The sequence below is a fragment of the Vibrio sp. 970 genome, from assembly GCF_033339075.1.
In genome coordinates, this window is sequence record NZ_JAWOTW010000009.1 from 1 (window position 1) to 17,646 (window position 17,646).

General features: G+C 45.3%; 21 protein-coding genes and 2 tRNA genes. 5 read left to right on the forward strand and 18 right to left on the reverse strand.

The genetic code is table 11. The annotated features are described in order from the left end of the window. The 5 genes from R7Q11_RS14275 to mutY all read right to left on the reverse strand — a co-directional run bounded on the left by R7Q11_RS14275 (position 1) and on the right by mutY (position 2,904). Positions 1–76, reverse strand: a tRNA-Thr gene (locus R7Q11_RS14275). Positions 77–142: 66 nt separating this feature from the next. Then, positions 143–218: transfer RNA gene (locus R7Q11_RS14280), tRNA-Phe, on the reverse strand. A 100-nt stretch (positions 219–318) separates the two neighbouring features. Continuing rightward, entirely contained in the window at positions 319–1,458 is a 1,140-nt protein-coding gene (mltC, locus tag R7Q11_RS14285) for a membrane-bound lytic murein transglycosylase MltC (protein WP_005381001.1), read from the reverse strand. Positions 1,459–1,535: 77 nt separating this feature from the next. Further along, positions 1,536–1,808, reverse strand: a complete 273-nt coding sequence (locus tag R7Q11_RS14290; RefSeq protein WP_005381002.1) for an oxidative damage protection protein — start codon at positions 1,806–1,808, stop codon at positions 1,536–1,538. Between the two features lie 19 nt (positions 1,809–1,827). Then, positions 1,828–2,904: an A/G-specific adenine glycosylase gene (gene mutY, locus R7Q11_RS14295; protein WP_225466536.1), complete on the reverse strand. Its 1,077-nt coding sequence runs from the start codon at positions 2,902–2,904 to the stop codon at positions 1,828–1,830. A gap of 203 nt (positions 2,905–3,107) precedes the next feature. On the opposite strand from mutY, the gene trmB reads away from it, so the two are divergent. From trmB to glsB, 3 genes are all read left to right on the forward strand, one after another. Beyond that, on the forward strand, positions 3,108–3,827 hold the full coding sequence (trmB, locus tag R7Q11_RS14300) for a tRNA (guanosine(46)-N7)-methyltransferase TrmB (RefSeq protein WP_005384506.1): 720 nt from the start codon (positions 3,108–3,110) through the stop codon (positions 3,825–3,827). Positions 3,828–3,844: 17 nt separating this feature from the next. Then, entirely contained in the window at positions 3,845–4,873 is a 1,029-nt protein-coding gene (locus R7Q11_RS14305) for a TRM11 family SAM-dependent methyltransferase (protein WP_005384509.1), read from the forward strand. Between the two features lie 98 nt (positions 4,874–4,971). Next, entirely contained in the window at positions 4,972–5,892 is a 921-nt protein-coding gene (gene glsB, locus R7Q11_RS14310; protein ID WP_005381007.1) for a glutaminase B, read from the forward strand. 90 nt (positions 5,893–5,982) lie between these two features. Here glsB and hemW read toward each other — a convergent pair whose 3' ends face one another. The 7 genes from hemW to R7Q11_RS14345 form a co-directional block, all read right to left on the reverse strand. Next, a complete protein-coding gene (gene hemW / locus R7Q11_RS14315) occupies positions 5,983–7,161 on the reverse strand; it encodes a radical SAM family heme chaperone HemW (protein ID WP_225466537.1) in 1,179 nt (392 codons plus the stop codon). Between the two features lie 18 nt (positions 7,162–7,179). Beyond that, positions 7,180–7,782 (reverse strand): XTP/dITP diphosphatase, encoded by a 603-nt coding sequence (locus R7Q11_RS14320; RefSeq protein WP_167415453.1) that lies wholly within the window; start codon positions 7,780–7,782, stop codon positions 7,180–7,182. 118 nt (positions 7,783–7,900) lie between these two features. Next, the gene (locus R7Q11_RS14325; RefSeq protein WP_225466538.1) at positions 7,901–8,332 is read right to left on the reverse strand and encodes a DUF4426 domain-containing protein; all 432 of its coding nucleotides are present in this window, start codon (positions 8,330–8,332) and stop codon (positions 7,901–7,903) included. Positions 8,333–8,460: 128 nt separating this feature from the next. Beyond that, positions 8,461–8,751 (reverse strand): DUF167 family protein YggU, encoded by a 291-nt coding sequence (gene yggU, locus R7Q11_RS14330; RefSeq protein WP_005381011.1) that lies wholly within the window; start codon positions 8,749–8,751, stop codon positions 8,461–8,463. Further along, the gene (locus R7Q11_RS14335) at positions 8,751–9,308 is read right to left on the reverse strand and encodes a YggT family protein (protein ID WP_005381012.1); all 558 of its coding nucleotides are present in this window, start codon (positions 9,306–9,308) and stop codon (positions 8,751–8,753) included. Before R7Q11_RS14335 ends, yggU begins: the two co-directional genes overlap by 1 nt. A gap of 52 nt (positions 9,309–9,360) precedes the next feature. Further along, positions 9,361–10,179 carry a pyrroline-5-carboxylate reductase gene (gene proC / locus R7Q11_RS14340; RefSeq protein ID WP_005381013.1) on the reverse strand — a complete coding sequence of 273 codons (819 nt, stop codon included), beginning with the start codon at positions 10,177–10,179 and terminating at the stop codon, positions 9,361–9,363. A 159-nt stretch (positions 10,180–10,338) separates the two neighbouring features. Then, positions 10,339–11,040, reverse strand: a complete 702-nt coding sequence (locus R7Q11_RS14345) for a YggS family pyridoxal phosphate-dependent enzyme (protein WP_225466539.1) — start codon at positions 11,038–11,040, stop codon at positions 10,339–10,341. Positions 11,041–11,068: 28 nt separating this feature from the next. Between R7Q11_RS14345 and R7Q11_RS14350 the strand changes: the two genes are divergently transcribed. Both R7Q11_RS14350 and R7Q11_RS14355 read left to right on the forward strand, forming a co-directional pair. After that, entirely contained in the window at positions 11,069–12,109 is a 1,041-nt protein-coding gene (locus R7Q11_RS14350) for a type IV pilus twitching motility protein PilT (RefSeq protein ID WP_005381015.1), read from the forward strand. A 30-nt stretch (positions 12,110–12,139) separates the two neighbouring features. Further along, entirely contained in the window at positions 12,140–13,246 is a 1,107-nt protein-coding gene (locus tag R7Q11_RS14355) for a PilT/PilU family type 4a pilus ATPase (protein WP_005381016.1), read from the forward strand. Positions 13,247–13,307: 61 nt separating this feature from the next. Here the strand turns inward: R7Q11_RS14355 and ruvX are convergent, their stop codons facing one another. The 6 genes from ruvX to R7Q11_RS14385 all read right to left on the reverse strand — a co-directional run bounded on the left by ruvX (position 13,308) and on the right by R7Q11_RS14385 (position 17,613). Beyond that, complete coding sequence (ruvX, locus tag R7Q11_RS14360; protein WP_213905016.1) at positions 13,308–13,733, reverse strand: Holliday junction resolvase RuvX; 426 nt, start codon at positions 13,731–13,733, stop codon at positions 13,308–13,310. Positions 13,734–13,768: 35 nt separating this feature from the next. Beyond that, entirely contained in the window at positions 13,769–14,332 is a 564-nt protein-coding gene (locus R7Q11_RS14365) for a YqgE/AlgH family protein (RefSeq protein WP_005381020.1), read from the reverse strand. 128 nt (positions 14,333–14,460) lie between these two features. Beyond that, positions 14,461–15,411 carry a glutathione synthase gene (gene gshB, locus R7Q11_RS14370; protein ID WP_005381021.1) on the reverse strand — a complete coding sequence of 317 codons (951 nt, stop codon included), beginning with the start codon at positions 15,409–15,411 and terminating at the stop codon, positions 14,461–14,463. Positions 15,412–15,424: 13 nt separating this feature from the next. Next, the gene (rsmE, locus tag R7Q11_RS14375) at positions 15,425–16,156 is read right to left on the reverse strand and encodes a 16S rRNA (uracil(1498)-N(3))-methyltransferase (protein WP_017821890.1); all 732 of its coding nucleotides are present in this window, start codon (positions 16,154–16,156) and stop codon (positions 15,425–15,427) included. Positions 16,157–16,269: 113 nt separating this feature from the next. After that, positions 16,270–16,965, reverse strand: a complete 696-nt coding sequence (gene endA, locus R7Q11_RS14380) for a deoxyribonuclease I (RefSeq protein ID WP_053306786.1) — start codon at positions 16,963–16,965, stop codon at positions 16,270–16,272. Between the two features lie 150 nt (positions 16,966–17,115). Further along, on the reverse strand, positions 17,116–17,613 hold the full coding sequence (locus tag R7Q11_RS14385; RefSeq protein ID WP_005381025.1) for a SprT family zinc-dependent metalloprotease: 498 nt from the start codon (positions 17,611–17,613) through the stop codon (positions 17,116–17,118). Positions 17,614–17,646 lie beyond the last annotated feature (33 nt).

Here is a 17,646-nt window from a genome sequence, read left to right on the forward strand (position 1 = left end):
TGGTGCCGACTACCGGAATCGAACTGGTGACCTACTGATTACAAGTCAGTTGCTCTACCTACTGAGCTAAGTCGGCACACTTTATTCTTTGTGCTTTTGTCCGTGTTATAACATTTCGTTAAGACACCAACAAATCAAATTGTGGTGCCCGGAGGCGGAATCGAACCACCGACACGAGGATTTTCAATCCTCTGCTCTACCGACTGAGCTATCCGGGCAACGGAGCGCTATTAAACGGATTTTCCCGCGTTGCGTCAACCACTTTTTTTAAATAATTTCAAAAAAGTGGTTGTTCGAACGCTTTTTATTCAACTGTCACTACAAAGTTTGCTTCGAGTTAAATTCCTTTTTGAAATTTGTAACTTTTTCTAGGTAGCGACGCGCTTCTGCGTTCGGGTGTTTCTTGGTTAACGCCCAATAAACTTGGTTGGGTTGCAATGAATTAAGATCTTGCATTGCGCGTTTGCGATCACTGCGATGAAATGTGTTTAAAACTCCTCCAGTACCGCCATTGTAAGCTGAAATCATGCTGTACTCGAGAGAGGTAGGGTGGCGGACTTCTCTTAAATAACGATTTTTTAAGATATAGAAATACGCAGTACCGGTATCTATGTTGTTTTCTGGATTAAACAAATATTCAGGGCTTGGTTGGCCCGAGCGCTTTTTCACGAGTTTGAACACATCTCGTCCCGCTGTTTTAGGTACAACTTGCATTAGGCCATACGCATTTGCCCAACTTACCGCGTATGGGTTGAAACTGCTCTCGGTTTTAATAATGGCGTATATCAAGTCTTCTGGAATGTCGTATTTCTTGGAAGCTCGACGCACGATATCGGCGTATTGGTAGCTGCGAGTTGAAAAGTGGTCTTCAACCATGGGAATTTCGACGTAATACGCTTTCTTGAAATCTACATTTTTGGTTTTTATTTTATTTGCGATGAGGTATTCCGCAAATCGGTTTGCCCGCCAAGACCATTGAATTGGCTTATTGTCTTGGTCGACAACTTGTTTATACAGGAATGGTTGCCCCTCTAACGTGATACCTTTAGAGGAGAATAAGTCGACGTGCGCGGGATCGTCTGGTGTTAATAAGGTGGTGACAATCGCGTCTTTTAGGTGTTTTTGGGGCTCGGTCGGTGATACGGTCTCTATCGTGATCACGCCTTTGCGAAAGTCGACCTCGGCGCGGCTAAGGTAGTTATCGATGTACTTAACGTAATTACTCTTGCCAGCGTACTTGATTTCTTTTTTACCCCAGCGCTTTTGAATATTGCCTGAAAAGCTATTGATTAAGGCATCTAGCGCCGCAGTATCTTTTTCAAATTGTCCTGGTAGCTCAGCTAAGTTATTGGCAAAACGGTTTGTTGGCTCGTAGTTGACGTCATAAATCTTTTCGACGAATTCACGGCTACAGCCTGCCATTAAAAGTGCGGCAGCAATAAAGACAATTTTTTTCATAAGTATCAGAGTTATTGAAGGTAATAGAAAAATGACACCACAAATGGTTGTGATGTCATTGTTTAACTCAAGCGACTTTATTCGCTCGGAGGTGTGTAACCTTCGATATGAACGTCTTTTCCTTCAAAGAGGAAATTTACCATTTCTGTTTCGATCAGTTTGCGGTGTTCTGGATCCATCATGTTGAGTTTCTTCTCGTTGATCAACATGGTTTGTTTGTGTTGCCACTGAGCCCACGCTTCTTTCGAGATGTTGTCGAAAATGCGTTTACCTAGTTCACCAGGGTAAAGTTGAAAGTCTAGACCTTCGCCTTCTTTCTTTAGTCGAGCACAAAATACAGTGCGGCTCATAATGACTCCTTGTATTCAATTAACGAAGTTCGTGGGGTAGCGTTTCCAGCAATAGTTTTACTGGCGCGGCTAAACCGACTTCTTCAGGTTTAGATAAGTTATACCAAAGACCTTTGTTGCCTTCCATTATCACGTCCGGTTGCTTTGATAAATCAATCAAAATTGGCGTGATATCTAGGTGGTAATGGCTGAATGTATGACGAAAGGTAATCAGTGTTTGCTTCTGTTTGATATTGCTGGCTTGAATGCCGCGTTGATCCAGTAGCAATTCAATGTCGCTTTCTGCATCCACATGTTCGGTTTGTGGGAAGCAGAATAAGCCACCCCAAATGCCTGTTTGTGGTCTTTGCTCCAACCACACCTCATGACCATTTTCGGTGTTGTGGTGAAGCATCACGAAACGAGTTTGCTTGATTGGTTTATCTTTCTTCGGTTTTTTGCCCGGGTAGTCGAGCACATTACCTTGTTGTTTTGCCACACACAGGTCAGCAACAGGGCAGAGGCTACATTTGGGTTTGCTGCGAGTGCAGACCATTGCGCCCATGTCCATCATTGCCTGGTTATACTTATCTACATCCGTTTGTGGGGTATGCGTTTCGGCAATTTCCCACAGCTGGTTTTCAACCTTTTTTTGTCCTGGCCATCCTGCAACTGCGAAACAGCGGGATAGGGTGCGCTTCACGTTACCATCAAGAATCGCGTGTGGTTGTTTATACACAGACGATAAAATGGCGGCAGCAGTAGAGCGACCAATCCCCGGTAGGGCGTTCATTTTCTCTATATCAAGAGGAAACTCACCATTGTATGTAGAGGCGACCTCTTGTGCTGCTTTGTGAAGGTTACGGGCTCGGGCGTAATACCCTAAGCCAGTCCAAAGGTGTAGGACTTCATCTTGCTCAGCATTGGCAAGATCGACCACGGTTGGAAAGCGCTCCAAGAAACGTTGGTAATACGGAATAACCGTAGTGACCTGAGTTTGCTGAAGCATAATTTCAGACAACCAGACACTGTATGCGGTCTTATTTTGTTGCCACGGAAGATCTTTTCTTCCATATGCGTCATACCATTCTAGGATGGCACTGGCGAAAGGTGTCACGACTTGCTCTGTATTCTATTATTGGTTAGGTGCAAAATTGCACCACATAATGGGCAAGAAGTACAACGGATAAACAGTAGGGATATAAAGAGGTGTGTCGTTGCTTTTGGGTTGCCATAGACCAAGAGCTCAACAAATACTTGCACCTAAGTAAATTCTTTGGATAATCCCCGCTTTGATTAATCAATGTGCAGGCAAAATCAATGAGTGAAGTAACCACTAACGAATACAACGAAGACGGAAAGCTGATCCGCAAAATCCGCAGCTTTGTACGCCGTGAAGGGCGTTTGACTAAAGGTCAAGAGAGCGCGATGAATGAATGCTGGCCTACGATGGGTATTGACTTCAAAGCTGAACTTCTCGATTGGAAAGAGGTGTTTGGCAACGATAACCCAGTAGTGCTTGAGATCGGTTTTGGTATGGGTGCTTCATTGGTTGAAATGGCAAAGAACGCGCCAGAGAAAAACTTCATCGGTATCGAAGTTCATAGCCCAGGCGTTGGTGCTTGTCTTGCCGATGCTCGCGAAGCGGGAATTACTAACCTGCGTGTAATGTGTCACGATGCGGTAGAAGTATTCGAACACATGATCCCAAATGGCAGCTTATCGACACTGCAATTGTTCTTCCCAGACCCTTGGCATAAGAAGCGTCACCACAAGCGTCGTATTGTTCAATTAGGTTTTGCGGAAATGGTGCGTGAGAAGCTTATCCCTAATGAAGGTATTTTCCACATGGCGACCGACTGGGAAAACTACGCAGAGCACATGATTGAAGTGATGAACCAAGCGCCAGGTTTCGAAAACATTGCTAAAGATGGTGATTTCGTTCCTCGTCCAGACGATCGCCCGCTAACGAAGTTTGAAGCTCGTGGTCACCGTCTTGGTCACGGTGTTTGGGATATCAAATATAAGCGTATTGCGTAACCAGAGGAGTTCATGGGATGTACCATTACGCGATATTAGCGAATCCGGGTCATAACCGAATTTACTTTGATAGCGCAATGACCATTGCCTGTTCTGAGCTAAAAGCAATTTTAGCTTCACAAGGCGTGGATGTGACAGAAATTGGTAGTAAAGACGTTGGCTTACCTGCTGCGTTGGTGTTTTCTTGTCAGGAAGCGCTAACCGATGAGCAGGCGCGAAGAATCGCAGCCTCTTCGATTTACTATGCGCTATTTGAAGTGCGCGAAGATGGTTTACTTCGACCAGTTCAAGCGCCCGTATTTAACACTTTCCCGGAAAGTATGAGCCAGATTTTGCGCTACACCGGGAAAACAAACGAGCAGTTTACCCGTTTGATGGTGAATATCGGCATTAGTGCGTCCAATACGGGAAGTGAACAACTGACCTTAATGGATCCAATGTGTGGTAAAGGTACAACCTTATTTGAAGGCTTGATCCACGGTTTGAACGTGGTAGGGGTTGAGATCAACGCCAAGTGGGTGCAAGAGATCCAGACCTTTATTGTTAAGTTCATGAAGAATGGCCGCTTTAAGCACAAAGTGAGCAAAGAAAAGCGCACTGCGGGTGGCAAGAAAGTGGCGGATGGTTTCGTGGTTGAAGCTGCAGCAAATAAAGAAGATTACAACCAAGGCAATCTTCAGTTTATGAAGCTGTATTCGGCTGATACTCGTATCGCTGATCAAGTCGTGAAAAAGAACTCAGTTGATGTGATGGTGTCTGATCTGCCTTATGGCGTGCAGCACGGCAGCAAAAATGCCAAGGACAGCAAACTGAACCGTAGTCCATTAGAGCTTTTAAAAGAGGCTCTGCCTGCATGGAAAGTGGTATTGAAAAAGCAAGGTTCAGTGGTGTTGTCTTTCAATGAATTCACATTGAAATGGAAAGATGTCGCGGCATTATTTGAAGAGCAAGGTTGGAAGGTACTTTCAGAAGAGCCTTACATCGGTTATCTTCACCGTGTTGATCAATCTATCAACCGCAATATTATTGTGGCAGTAAAACCATAATCGACTTGAGTCGAACGAACCCTATGGAAAAGCCAACGACACGTTGGCTTTTTTTACCTCTGAGCTCAACGAGTTCTCTTGTAAATAGAAGGTAGAGAATGAAACCGACAGTGGAAATTTTGACAGATATTTTGGCGGAAGTACGCCCTTTAATCGGCCAAGGTAAAGTGGCTGATTATATTCCTGCTCTGGCAAAAGTACCCAGCAACAAGTTAGGTATTGCGGTATACACCAACGAAGGTGAGGTTATTAAGGCGGGTGATGCCGATGAACCTTTCTCTATCCAATCTATTTCAAAAGCATTGAGCTTGACGTTAGCGATGTGCTTGTACAAGCAAGAAGAAATTTGGTCTCGAGTGGGAAAAGAGCCTTCGGGGCAGGCATTTAATTCGCTAATCCAGCTAGAAATGGAGCAAGGTATTCCTCGTAATCCATTTATAAATGCTGGAGCGATAGTAGTGGCAGATTTGTTACAAACTCGCTTATCTGCACCTCGTCAGCGCCTGTTGGAATTTGTGCGTCAGCTTTCTGGTGATACCCATATTGTGTATGACAAAGTCGTTGCGGCATCCGAAATGATGCATGGTGATCGTAATGCGGCGATTGCATATCTCATGCGTTCGTTTGGCAACTTCGAAAATGAAGTGATTCCAGTACTACAAAACTACTTCCACGCTTGTGCGCTGAAGATGAGTTGCGTCGATTTGGCTAAAACGTTTAGCTATTTAGCAAACAAGGGCACATCGGTACAAACGGGTAAGCCTGTAGTTTCTCCTGTGCAAACCAAACAACTTAATGCACTGTTAGCAACGTGTGGCTTGTATGATGGCGCGGGCGAGTTTGCTTATCGCGTTGGTATGCCTGGTAAGTCTGGTGTTGGTGGTGGCATTATTGCGGTAGTACCTGGTGAAATGACCATTTCAGTATGGTCTCCAGAGCTTGATCCTTCAGGTAACTCGCTTGCTGGTACTAAGGCGCTTGAGCTGCTCTCAGAGCGAATTGGCCGTTCAATTTTCTAATGTTGGAAATGTGTCAACCTTATTTAGGATGGTACTGTTTCTAAATAAAAAGCCTCTCAATTGAGAGGCTTTTTTTGTTTTGGGGTTGCGTTAGTCTTCGCTTTCTTCGGCCATAAAGGCTTCGAGCAAATCATTAAGGAAGAGCTTCCCTTTTTCAGTAATTTGCCAATGGGTAGCTGTTTCACTCAGGTAGCCCATTTCTATCGCCCAGTCGATGGTTTCTTGAATCGTACTGAGCGGTAAGCCCGTGGTGTCCACATAATCTTGCTTCGGACAGGCTTCGATTAAGCGGAATCGGTTCATAAAAAACTCGAATGGACGATCTTCATCCGCGACGACATGTTCTGTATGCAGATAAGGTTTGACCATATTTTGATAAGCCGCTAAATAGCCTCGCGGGTGTTTTACCTTTGTCGTTCGAATAATACGTCCGTCGGTAAAACTGAGTTTGCCATGAGAGCCACAACCGATACCAAGGTAATCACCAAAGCGCCAGTAGTTGAGGTTGTGCTGACACTGATAGCCCGGCTTGCTGTAACCGGAGATTTCATATTGCACATAACCCGCAGCTGCAAGTTTTTGGTGTCCGAGCTCGAAAATATCCCACAAGTCATCATCGTCAGGTAGCGTTGGTGGCTTGTAGTAAAACATGGTGTTTGGTTCGATGGTCAGCTGATACCAAGACAAGTGCGGCGGTGCCAACTCAATCGCTTTGTCCAAATCTGCCAAGGCTTGTTCGATGCTTTGATCAGGTAAGCCGTGCATGAGATCGAGGTTAAAGCTGTTCAAACCGATTTGGTGCGCCAGCTGAGCAGCGTTGACGGCTTCGTCTTGGCCGTGAATACGCCCCAAACGCTCAAGCTTTTGTTGCTCAAAGCTTTGCACGCCGATAGAGATACGCGTTACACCAGCTTTGCGGTAGCCAACAAAACGCTCTGCTTCGATGGTGCCTGGATTCGCTTCCATGGTGATTTCGATTTCAGGCTTGAACGGAATACGCGCTTCAATGCCCTTAAGTAGACGCTCGATGCCTTCTGCCGAAATCAAACTCGGCGTACCACCACCAATGAAGATTGAATGCAGTGGACGTGGCGCTTCGTTAAGTCGGTATTTCTCAATGTCGGTATCCAAATCTTCTAAAAGGGCACTGATGTACTCTTCTTCTGGAATCTCGGTTTTGAGCGCGTGAGAGTTAAAGTCGCAATACGGGCACTTTTGCATACACCACGGGATGTGTACATACAAGCTGAGTGCTGGGGGCGTTAACATGGTCTAATTCGCTCGTGATTACTGAGACACTTGCTCAGACAGTTGAGCAAACAATGACTTGAGCGCTTTACCGCGGTGAGACAGTTGTTTCTTACGTGCAGGTTCAAGTTCGGCTGACGCACAGTTGTCTTCAGGAACAAAGAAGATTGGGTCGTAGCCAAAGCCATTTTTACCGTGTGCTTCAGTTAGAATTCGGCCTTCCCATTTACCGTGACAGACGATAGGCGTTGGGTCGTTCTCGTGACGCATGAGGACTAATACGCAGTGGAAACGTGCTGTACGCTCTGCTTCTGGTACGCCTTCCATTGCCGCTAGCAATTTTTCTAGATTCTCTTGATCAGATGCGCTCTCGCCTGCGTAACGTGCAGAGTAAATGCCCGGAGCGCCTTTTAAGAAATCGACTTCTAATCCAGAGTCGTCTGCAATGGCAGGAAGCCCTGTTTCTTGTGCGGCATGGCGAGCTTTAATGATTGCGTTTTCAATGAAAGTTGTACCCGTTTCAGCTACTTCCGATACATTGAATTCACTTTGCGCTAATACTTCAAAGCCGAAGTCAGACAATAAATCTGCCATTTCACGAACTTTGCCTTGGTTACCAGTTGCTAGCACAATTTTTTTCATGGGAATCTCTTTTAATAGTGATAGAGGAGAACAAATCGTTCTCCTCTAGATATTCTTTAACTAATAAGTGGTTTTTAGCCTGCTTAGATCCAAAAGCTTTTGGAACATCACAACCCAATTACTCTTCAACATAAAACTTCTGGGTGAATTTAAGCTTACCTGAGCCTTTGTTTCCAGCTTTTACGTCAATATCGAAAGTAAAAGTTTCTTCGTGGGTAATTGGTAGTTCGGCTAAATAGTATATCGCATTGCCTTCTTTGACTTTACGAAAGGTCAAGGTCTGAGTTTGGCCGATAAGGTTCTTCGCGCGTCCAGCAATTTTTGCTTCTAATGCTGGTTTACCCAATGAAGCTCTATCTAACACGCTAATATTAACCACAGCGAGGTATCCATTACGTTTGATATCGTAGCTACGTGCGACTTTGGGTGTTAGGAATGTTGAGTTAAACGCGACATAGTGTACTTCGATATCTTTCATATTTTTAAACTGATCGGCGAAGCTTGGTAACGACAACAGGCTAATCAGTAATGCGGTAATCCATTTGCTCATTGTTACTTCCTCAAAGCTCTTGTTATAAAACAACCATAGCTGCAATTTTACCTTGGTCAGGGGGTAAAAAATGCGTACTCAGTCGTTGGTATTAGTAAGTGTGGTACAAAATCGTAAATAAAAAGCCATCATATGATGGCTTTAATTTCTGTCGGTATCTGGGTAGGCGATTCTATCCGAATTTGTTTGTGCCGTCCTAATTCACCTTTTTCTATGTGAACCAAACCCTTAGCGATTTTAAACTGCTTGGCTAAGAACTTAGTTAGGTGTGCATTAGCTTTGCCATCGACAGGTGGAGCAGTAATGGCGATTTTTAGCTCTTCACCATGCAAGCCAACGATTTTATCGCGGCTAGCTTTAGGTTGAATATAGAGCTTCAGGATGATGTCCTCACCATCTTGCCAAACTGCAGCTGACATTATAGCTGGAACCAAATTGGACCAATGATATCGCCCATTAAGAAGTTCGCGAACTGCAAGCCGATAAATAACACCAGTACGCTTAAATCAAGACCACCAATAGCCGGAAGAATACGACGGATTGGAGCGCACATTGGCTCGGTCAGTTGATGGAATACGTACTCGATAGGGCTGCGGCCTTGGCTTACCCAGCTCAAAATTGCACGGATCAATAGTACCCAGAACAATAGGCCACCTGCGGCTTTGATTAATGATAGTAAGCCCAAGAATAAGAAGTCAGCGCTGAAAGAGACGGAACCGTTCGAAGCTATTAGGATAAGCACGACAAATTTAAGCACACACAACACGTAGGCAAACAACACGGTTGCTAGGTCAATATTCCCCACGGAAGGGATAACGCGGCGCAATGGACCAATGACCGGCTGAGTCGCTTTTACTATGAATTGCGAGAATGGGTTGTAGAAGTCTGCGCGCGCAGCTTGCAACCAAATTCGCAAAATTACGACCATGATGTACAGGTCAAATAGGGTTGAGATGAGAAAACTCATTGAATTCATAAGGTACCCTTAACAAGTGATGGATGATACTAAACGGAGTTCATCCAAATAATTAAAACAGTTTTTCCATTTCTTCCGCGCGAGCCACAGCAGCTTGCATGGCTTTAGCGACAATATCTGAAAGTTGATGTTCGTTGAATGTACGCAGTGCTTCTGCCGTTGTCCCACCTTTCGATGTTACGTTCTCACGCAGGGTCGATAGCTCAGTTTCTGGGTTGCTAACCACCATACTAGCCGCGCCCAGTGCAGCTTGCTGAACCAATAGTCGAGCGGTCTCTTTATCAAAGCCTTGCGCAATCGCTTCTGCTTGCATCGCTTCCATAAACAGGAAGAAGTATGCTGGAGCACTGCCCGCTGCGGCAATCACATTATTGATACCTGACTCTTGCTCAACCCAACATACTTTACCGACCGCTTCCATTAACTCTGCGGCAAAAGCTTTGTCGTGCTCGGTTACATGAGTTGGTGCGAATAACCCACTCATACCCAACCCAAGTTGTGATGGCGTATTTGGCATAACACGAACCAAGTTCAATTTGGTGGCTAGCATATCATCCAATCGAGAACAGTTGATGCCTGCGGCAATAGAAATCACCAGTTTATTAGTGAAATCGATCGATTGCAGTGGTTTACAGACATCCGCCATCATTTGCGGTTTCACAGACAATACCACCACATCCGCCTCGGTCGCAGCTTGGATGTTATCGCTGGTGGTACGGATGCCAAAATCTTGTTCTAGCAGAAGGCGGCGAGCCTCTGAAGGAGCCGTCGCGGTAATGTTTTGCGCTGGGTATCCGTTAGCAACCAAGCCTGAAACAATGGCTCTCACCATGTTGCCAGCACCAATGAAGGCGATTTTTTTATGTTCCATTTGTCTGATTTCCATCATGATATTTAGAATTTGTTGTGCGCTCAGGTGTATAATGGCGCCGCTGTTACTTACTGCTCCTATTGGCGAGTAAGATGATTGCGCATTTACGCTCTAACGATTGACGACATAACTTATGTCGCGAGTGAGCGTTTTGTTGATTTAGCTGTAGTCTCGTGCGCCGAAAATAGCGGTTCCAATACGAACCATTGTACTACCAGCTTCGATTGCAGCGGTCATATCACCACTCATTCCCATTGATAATGTATCGATTTCTGGGAACTGTGCTTCGAGTGTTTGCTTCAACGTAGCCAACTTCTGAAATTCACGGAGTTGTGATTCGTAGTCAGACACGTTGGCAGGAATCGACATCAACCCTCTTAAAGTGAGGTTAGGTAGGCGAGAAATCAACTCCGCCAGCTCGAATACTTCCGCTTCAGTGACACCAGACTTAGATGCCTCACCACTGGTGTTAACCTGAATCAGAACTTGTAGCGGTTTAAGTTCGCTTGGCCGCTGATCATTCAGGCGTTGAGCTATCTTGGTTCGATCGATGGTGTGAACCCAATCGAAATGTTCAGCAACAAGTCGCGATTTATTGGATTGAATCGGGCCAATGAAGTGCCATTCGATTCGATTATCTGGATAATGCTCGACAAAGTGCTGAACTTTACTGACGCCCTCTTGAACGTAGTTTTCACCAAAGGCGGTTTGTCCCGCTTGGTAGGCTTCGAGAATTGCCTCGACAGGTTTAGTTTTGCTTACCGCTAGAAGTTGCACTGACTCTGGAGTTCGACCACATTTTTGCTCGTCATATCGAATTTGAGAGGTGATATGTTCAATATTTTGTTGAATACTACTCATAGCTGTACTTTAGACTTAAGGATTTTAAATGGATATCACTGAGTTACTGGATTTTAGTGTAAAACATAATGCCTCGGATCTACATCTTTCTGCAGGTGTCCCACCAATGGTTCGTATTGATGGGGATGTGAGAAAACTAGGCATTCCAGCGTTTACACACCAAGAAGTGCATCGTTTGGTTTTCGAAATCATGAACGATGCCCAACGCAGTGAGTTCGAAGAAAAACTCGAAGTCGATTTCTCTTTTGAGTTGCATAACGTTGGCCGTTTCCGTGTCAACGCTTTCAACCAATCTCGCGGTTGTGCGGCAGTATTTCGTACCATTCCAAGTAGCATTCCAACTCTGGAAGAGCTAGAAGCGCCAGAGATCTTCAAAAAAATTGCGAACGCTGAAAAAGGCTTAGTTCTGGTCACTGGCCCAACAGGTTCAGGTAAATCGACGACCTTAGCAGCCATTGTTGACTACATTAACCGTAATCACAACAAGCATGTACTCACAATTGAAGATCCGATTGAATTTGTTCACAACAACAATAAATGTTTGATCAACCAGCGTGAAGTTCACCGTGACACCCATAGTTTCCAAAATGCTTTGCGTAGTGCATTGCGCGAAGACCCAGACGTTATTCTGGTTGGTGAGATGCGTGACAAAGAAACCATCAGTCTAGCGCTGACAGCGGCTGAAACCGGTCACCTTGTTTTCGGGACGTTGCACACCAGCTCGGCGGCAAAAACCATCGACCGTATTATCGATGTGTTTCCTGGTAGTGATAAAGATATGGTTCGCTCGATGCTATCTGAGTCCCTTCGTTCGGTTATCGCGCAAAAGCTTCTGAAGCGTAACGGTGGTGGCCGTATTGCATGCCATGAAATTATGATGGCAACGCCTGCGATTCGTAACTTGATCCGCGAAGACAAAGTCGCGCAGATGTATTCGATCATTCAAACAGGTGCGGCTCACGGCATGCAAACCATGGAGCAAAATGCTCGTCAGTTAATGGCGCAAGGCATGGTTGCTCGTGAAGAGGTCGATAGTAAGATCGGATTAGAAGTGCAGCAATTCTCGTAACGTTCATACAGATAATGGTGAATACGGAAGATGGATCTAGATAAATTTCTCGAAGGCATGCTGGCGCTGAAAGCGTCGGATCTTTACATCACGGTTGGAGCGCCAATTCTATTTCGTGTGGATGGCGAATTGCGTCCGCAAGGGGAAAAACTTACCGAGAGCGATGTGGCTGCATTACTCGACAGCGCTATGGAACCAGATCGGCGTCAGGAATTTCGTAAAAGTCGCGAGTCGAATTTTGCCATTGTGAGAGATTGTGGCCGCTTCCGTGTGAGTGCCTTTTTTCAACGCGAGTTACCAGGCGCAGTGATTCGTCGTATTGAAACCAATATTCCTACTTTTGAGCAGTTAAAGTTACCGTTAGTATTGCAAGATTTGGCAATAGCTAAGCGTGGTTTGGTGCTGGTGGTCGGTGCTACTGGATCGGGTAAATCGACTACCATGGCGGCGATGACAGGCTATCGAAACAGCAATAAAACCGGGCACATTTTGACGGTCGAAGATCCGATCGAGTTCGTGCATGAACACAAGCGCTGTATTGTGACTCAACGTGAAGTTGGGCTAGATACGGAAAGCTATGAAGTTGCGCTTAAAAACTCGCTGCGCCAAGCACCAGATATGATTTTGATTGGTGAGATCCGTAGCCGTGAAACAATGGAATACGCGATGACCTTCGCCGAAACGGGTCACCTGTGTATGGCAACGTTGCACGCCAACAATGCAAACCAAGCTTTAGAGCGCATTCTTCACTTGGTACCGAAAGATCAAAAAGAACAATTCTTGTTCGATTTGTCGATGAACCTAAAAGGTGTGGTTGGTCAGCAGTTGATCCGAGATAAAAATGGGCAGGGACGTCATGGTGTATTTGAGATCTTGCTAAATAGCCCACGTGTGTCGGATTTGATTCGTCGCGGAGATTTACATGAGTTGAAGTCAACCATGGCTCGCTCAAATGAGTTTGGTATGCTGACGTTCGATCAATCTCTCTATAAGTTAGTGATGCAAGGTAAGATCAGCGAAGAGGATGCACTACATAGTGCCGACTCGGCAAATGATCTGCGCTTGATGTTGAAAACGCAGCGTGGTGAAGCATTCTCTACGGGCAGTTTGGCGAACGTTAAGATCGATATGGATTAATTCAATCCAGAAACAAAAAAGGTTGGCAGGAGCCAACCTTTTTTCATTGTGCTTGAAGTGTTTACTCATCCCAAAGGACTTCAAACCAGCTTTCTAGAATCACCACTGCTGACTGGCAGTCAACATTACCTTTCGATAGGGCTTTGTAGCCGCCCATGCTGAACAACTCCGCACGAGCTTCTGCAGTAGATAAACGCTCATCATGCAGTTCAACAGGCAATCCGTATCGGCCTTGCAGACGCTTAGCAAATTTTCGTGCACGAGGGGTTATGGTCTCAAGGTCTTTACCATGCAGATCGGTCGGTAAACCGACCACTAGCAAATCTGGTTGCCACTCTTTGATTTGCTTTTCGATATCGTCCCAGTTTGGAATACCGTCATTGGCTTTAAAGGCTTTTAATGGGGAAGCTGTACCAGTAATTTCTTGGCCAATAGCGCTACCAATGCTTTTGGTTCCAAAGTCAAAAGCCATAATTGTGCGTGACATAAGGTGTCTCTATCTAATGTAACTGTATATTTGGACTAAGCATGTCCAGAGTCTGCTGAAAGGTGACTTGGGTCGATGCCCAGCTTTTCGACCGCTTTCTTCCAACGCTCGTTGATTGGTGTATTAAAGATAATTTCAGGCGTCGCTTCAATGGTGAGCCAAGAGTTTTCGACCAGCTCACTTTCTAATTGGCCTGCACTCCAACCGGAGTAGCCAAGTGCCACTAGGTAATCACTTGGTTCTGCTTCTGTTCCTAACACCGAAAGAATATCTCGCGAAGTGGTTACCGCGAGGTCGTCGGTCATTTGGACGCTGGACTCGTAGTAATCTTTGGGTTTATGCAAAATAAAACCACGATCTTCCGAGATTGGGCCGCCATTGTAGACTGGTCTATCTAGACTGGCTTCAAATAGGCGCGGGTGTACTGGCTGAACTTCCACCTGCTTGAGCATGTTGCCGACGGTGATATCAACAGGAGCATTGATCATCAGCCCCATAGCGCCGTCTTCGTTGTGCTCACAAACGTAGATCACGCTGTTTTGAAAGTACGGATCTTTCATCCCAGGCATGGCAACCAAAAAGTGATTTGTGAGATTCATACTCATATTGACCCTTAACTCTCGTAAATGCCCTTAAGCAAACATCATACAATTTACCATCTAGGTATGTGCATGAGTTTGCTTAAGTTAATGTACTACGCTCTCTATTAACTGTAATACAGTTTGAGTTATTCGCCTTTTACTCGACGCTCAATCGCATCCATCAGCTTGCCTGTGATTGAGATATCAAAAGCTGCTTCAATTTCGCGAATACAGGTTGGGCTGGTGACGTTGATTTCTGTTAGCTTGTCGCCAATTACGTCAAGGCCAACAAAGATAAGGCCTTTTTCTTTCAGTGTCGGAGCAACGGTTTGCGCAATTTTGAGGTCGGTTTCGCTTAGCGGACGAGCTTCACCAGTACCACCAGCGGCTAGGTTGCCGCGCGTTTCGCCTTTAGCAGGAATGCGTGCTAGACAGTAAGGCATAGGTTCGCCATCTACCACTAGGATACGTTTGTCACCGTTGCTGATATCTGGCACGAAGGTTTGCGCCATTGCGTAGTTTTGACCGTGGTTAGTCAATGTCTCGATGATCACAGAGACGTTTGGATCGTTTTCCTTCACACGGAAGATGGACGCGCCACCCATACCATCAAGTGGTTTCAGGATGACATCACCATGTTTTTCACGAAATTCTTTAATTTTTTCTGCTTTTCGCGTCACGATCGTTGTAGGTGTCAGCTCTGGGAACCATGCTGTAAACAGCTTTTCGTTACAATCACGTAAGCTTTGAGGCTTGTTAACGATCAGTGCACCTTGTTCTTCTGCACGCTCAAGAATGTAAGTCGCGTAGATGTATTCAGTATCAAACGGAGGATCTTTACGCATTAGCACCGCGTCTAGCTCAGACAGTTCGATAGTTTGCTCTGATTTGAACTCGTACCAACCGTTTGGATCTTCTTTTAGTTCCACCACTTTAGTATCTGCAATGGCAACGCCTTGATCGAGATGCAGATCATTCATTTCCATGTAGTGGATTTCATAGCCGCGTCGTTGCGCTTCAAGCATCATGGCAAAGCTAGAGTCTTTTTTGATGTTAATGGACGAGATTGGGTCCATTACGATACCGAGTTTGATCATTATTTTTCTCCGTTTAACCAAGATCGCCGAAACGAACTTGTAAGGCTGTAATTGCTGTCAGAGCCGCTGTTTCGGTACGCAGAACGCGAGGGCCGAGTAGCGTTTCTTCAAATTGGTATTCTCGAGTCATCTCGATTTCTTCAGACGATAAACCGCCTTCAGGACCGATCAGTAGACGCACTTTTTCAACCGGGGTTGGCAAAGTGTTGATTGAGTATTTAGCACGAGGGTGAAGGTTAAGCTTTAAACCATCGTACTCTTCTTTACACCACTCTTCCAAGCTCATAATTGGACGAATTTCGGGCACGACATTACGCCCACATTGCTCACAGGCACTGATGGCGATTTTCTGCCATTGCGCGAGTTTTTTCTCAAAACGCTTTTGGTCAAGCTTGACACCACAACGTTCAGAAATCAGAGGAGTGATGGTATTGACGCCAAGTTCAACAGACTTTTGGATGGTGAACTCCATCTTATCGCCACGTGAAATGACTTGACCAAGGTGCAGATCTAAAGGGGATTCAATACTGCTTTCTACACGCTCGGTGATGTTAACCAAAACTGATTTCTTGCTGACTTCACTGATAACCGCTGGGAACTCTGCGCCACTGCCGTCAAAAAGGAGAACGTCTTGGCCTTCTTTCATGCGCAAAACACGACCGATATGGCCTGCTGCGTCGTCACTTAAAGCAAGTGAGCCAAGTTGATGAATAGTTTCTGGATGATAAATTCGAGGGGTACGCATGAGATTTCCAGCAAGAGAATAAACTTAAACCCTAACATGGATGCTTTGCACCGAAAAAACAAGGGGCAAGAAGCGTTTCAATATCAGTAATTGAAACGCTTCGAGGTCGGAGGTTACAGTGCGCGGCAGGCTTCTTGAACAAATGGGTTGTGATTGCCCTGTACTTTTGCAATGCGCTCGTCACGCTCACATTCCCATTTATCGACAGGATAGGTTTTGTTCCAAGCACTCATTAATTGCGTTTGCTGCTTCGACAGTTTGAAACCGTACTCTTTGCTCATGTATAGATAGGTACGAGCAATTGAGCCACGCGCACGGTCTGGTGGCATGACTTTACGCTGCTTAAAGTTCACTTGCATCTCACAGCGACCATAACTCACGCCATCCATACCGTTCCATTGGCTGAAGTTGTAGTTCGAACGGTCACCGTTTACTTCACCAATAGCAGGAGTTAGGTTGTGCAAGTCTGCTTCCATCAAACGAAAAGTTTTGTCTTTTTTCTTACAGTTTTTACGTCCGCCATCTTGCCAGCATTGACGCTGGTGGCCAAATTGCCACGCAGGAACAACGTGCTCCCATTCGATTCGTGCAGCCCGTTTTTCTTGTTTACGGACTTGGTAACCGCAAGAGGCTAAATCGGGTAAGCCTTTCTTGCCTTGCCATTGAATGTTACAGCCACAGTAGAAGCTTGTTGGGTGGTCTTGATAAATTTTGACCGCCTCACGTTTGGCTGCAGAGAATGAGCTCGGTGGCGCGGCAATCGCAGTGCTAGAAAGCGCGATAAGCAACAGAGAGAGTAAGTATTTCATGATAAAAGTCTTTATAAAGTATGACTTTATTCATGATAACACGCATAAAATAGCTTTAGTGATGAGTAAGTTAACAATAATTGGCGAAGGTAAGGTTTTGATCAACTCGATCTTTATTTTGGGAACGCAAGTAACACTATGAGGTAAGGGCTACGATAATTGAATGCCGGTGAAGTTAAGTGGTTGGCGGCATTTTTGACAAGAGTACGTCGCCTCTTTGCGCAGAACTTTATTATGACGGCGAATCGATAGAGGGTAGGTCATACAACCACAACGATACTCAAAGGTTTTACCTTGAACGGATTTTACTTCAAAGCTGTGAGTGGTTTTGGCTGGTACGTTAAACACGGCTTCCATGACGCCTTTCCATTCTTTACCGTGAGGCCTAACTCGCCCGTAAACCTGATAAGTAATCAGGTGTGCTACTTCATGAGGAATGACTTCATCTAAGAATGCTTGGGTGTTTTCGCGAAATAAAACAGGGTTTAGGCGTACTTGATTTAATTGAAGGTAGGCTTTTCCTGCCGCTTTCCCACGGACGTCGAAGGTGATTGTTGGAATCGGGAAAGAACGTTTGAAAGCTTGTTCTGCCATCGCGATACAGCCCGCCATCACTTGCTTGGCTTTATAGCTGAGTTCTATATCCACAATTCACCTCGATAAATCAAATAAAAAAGCCCC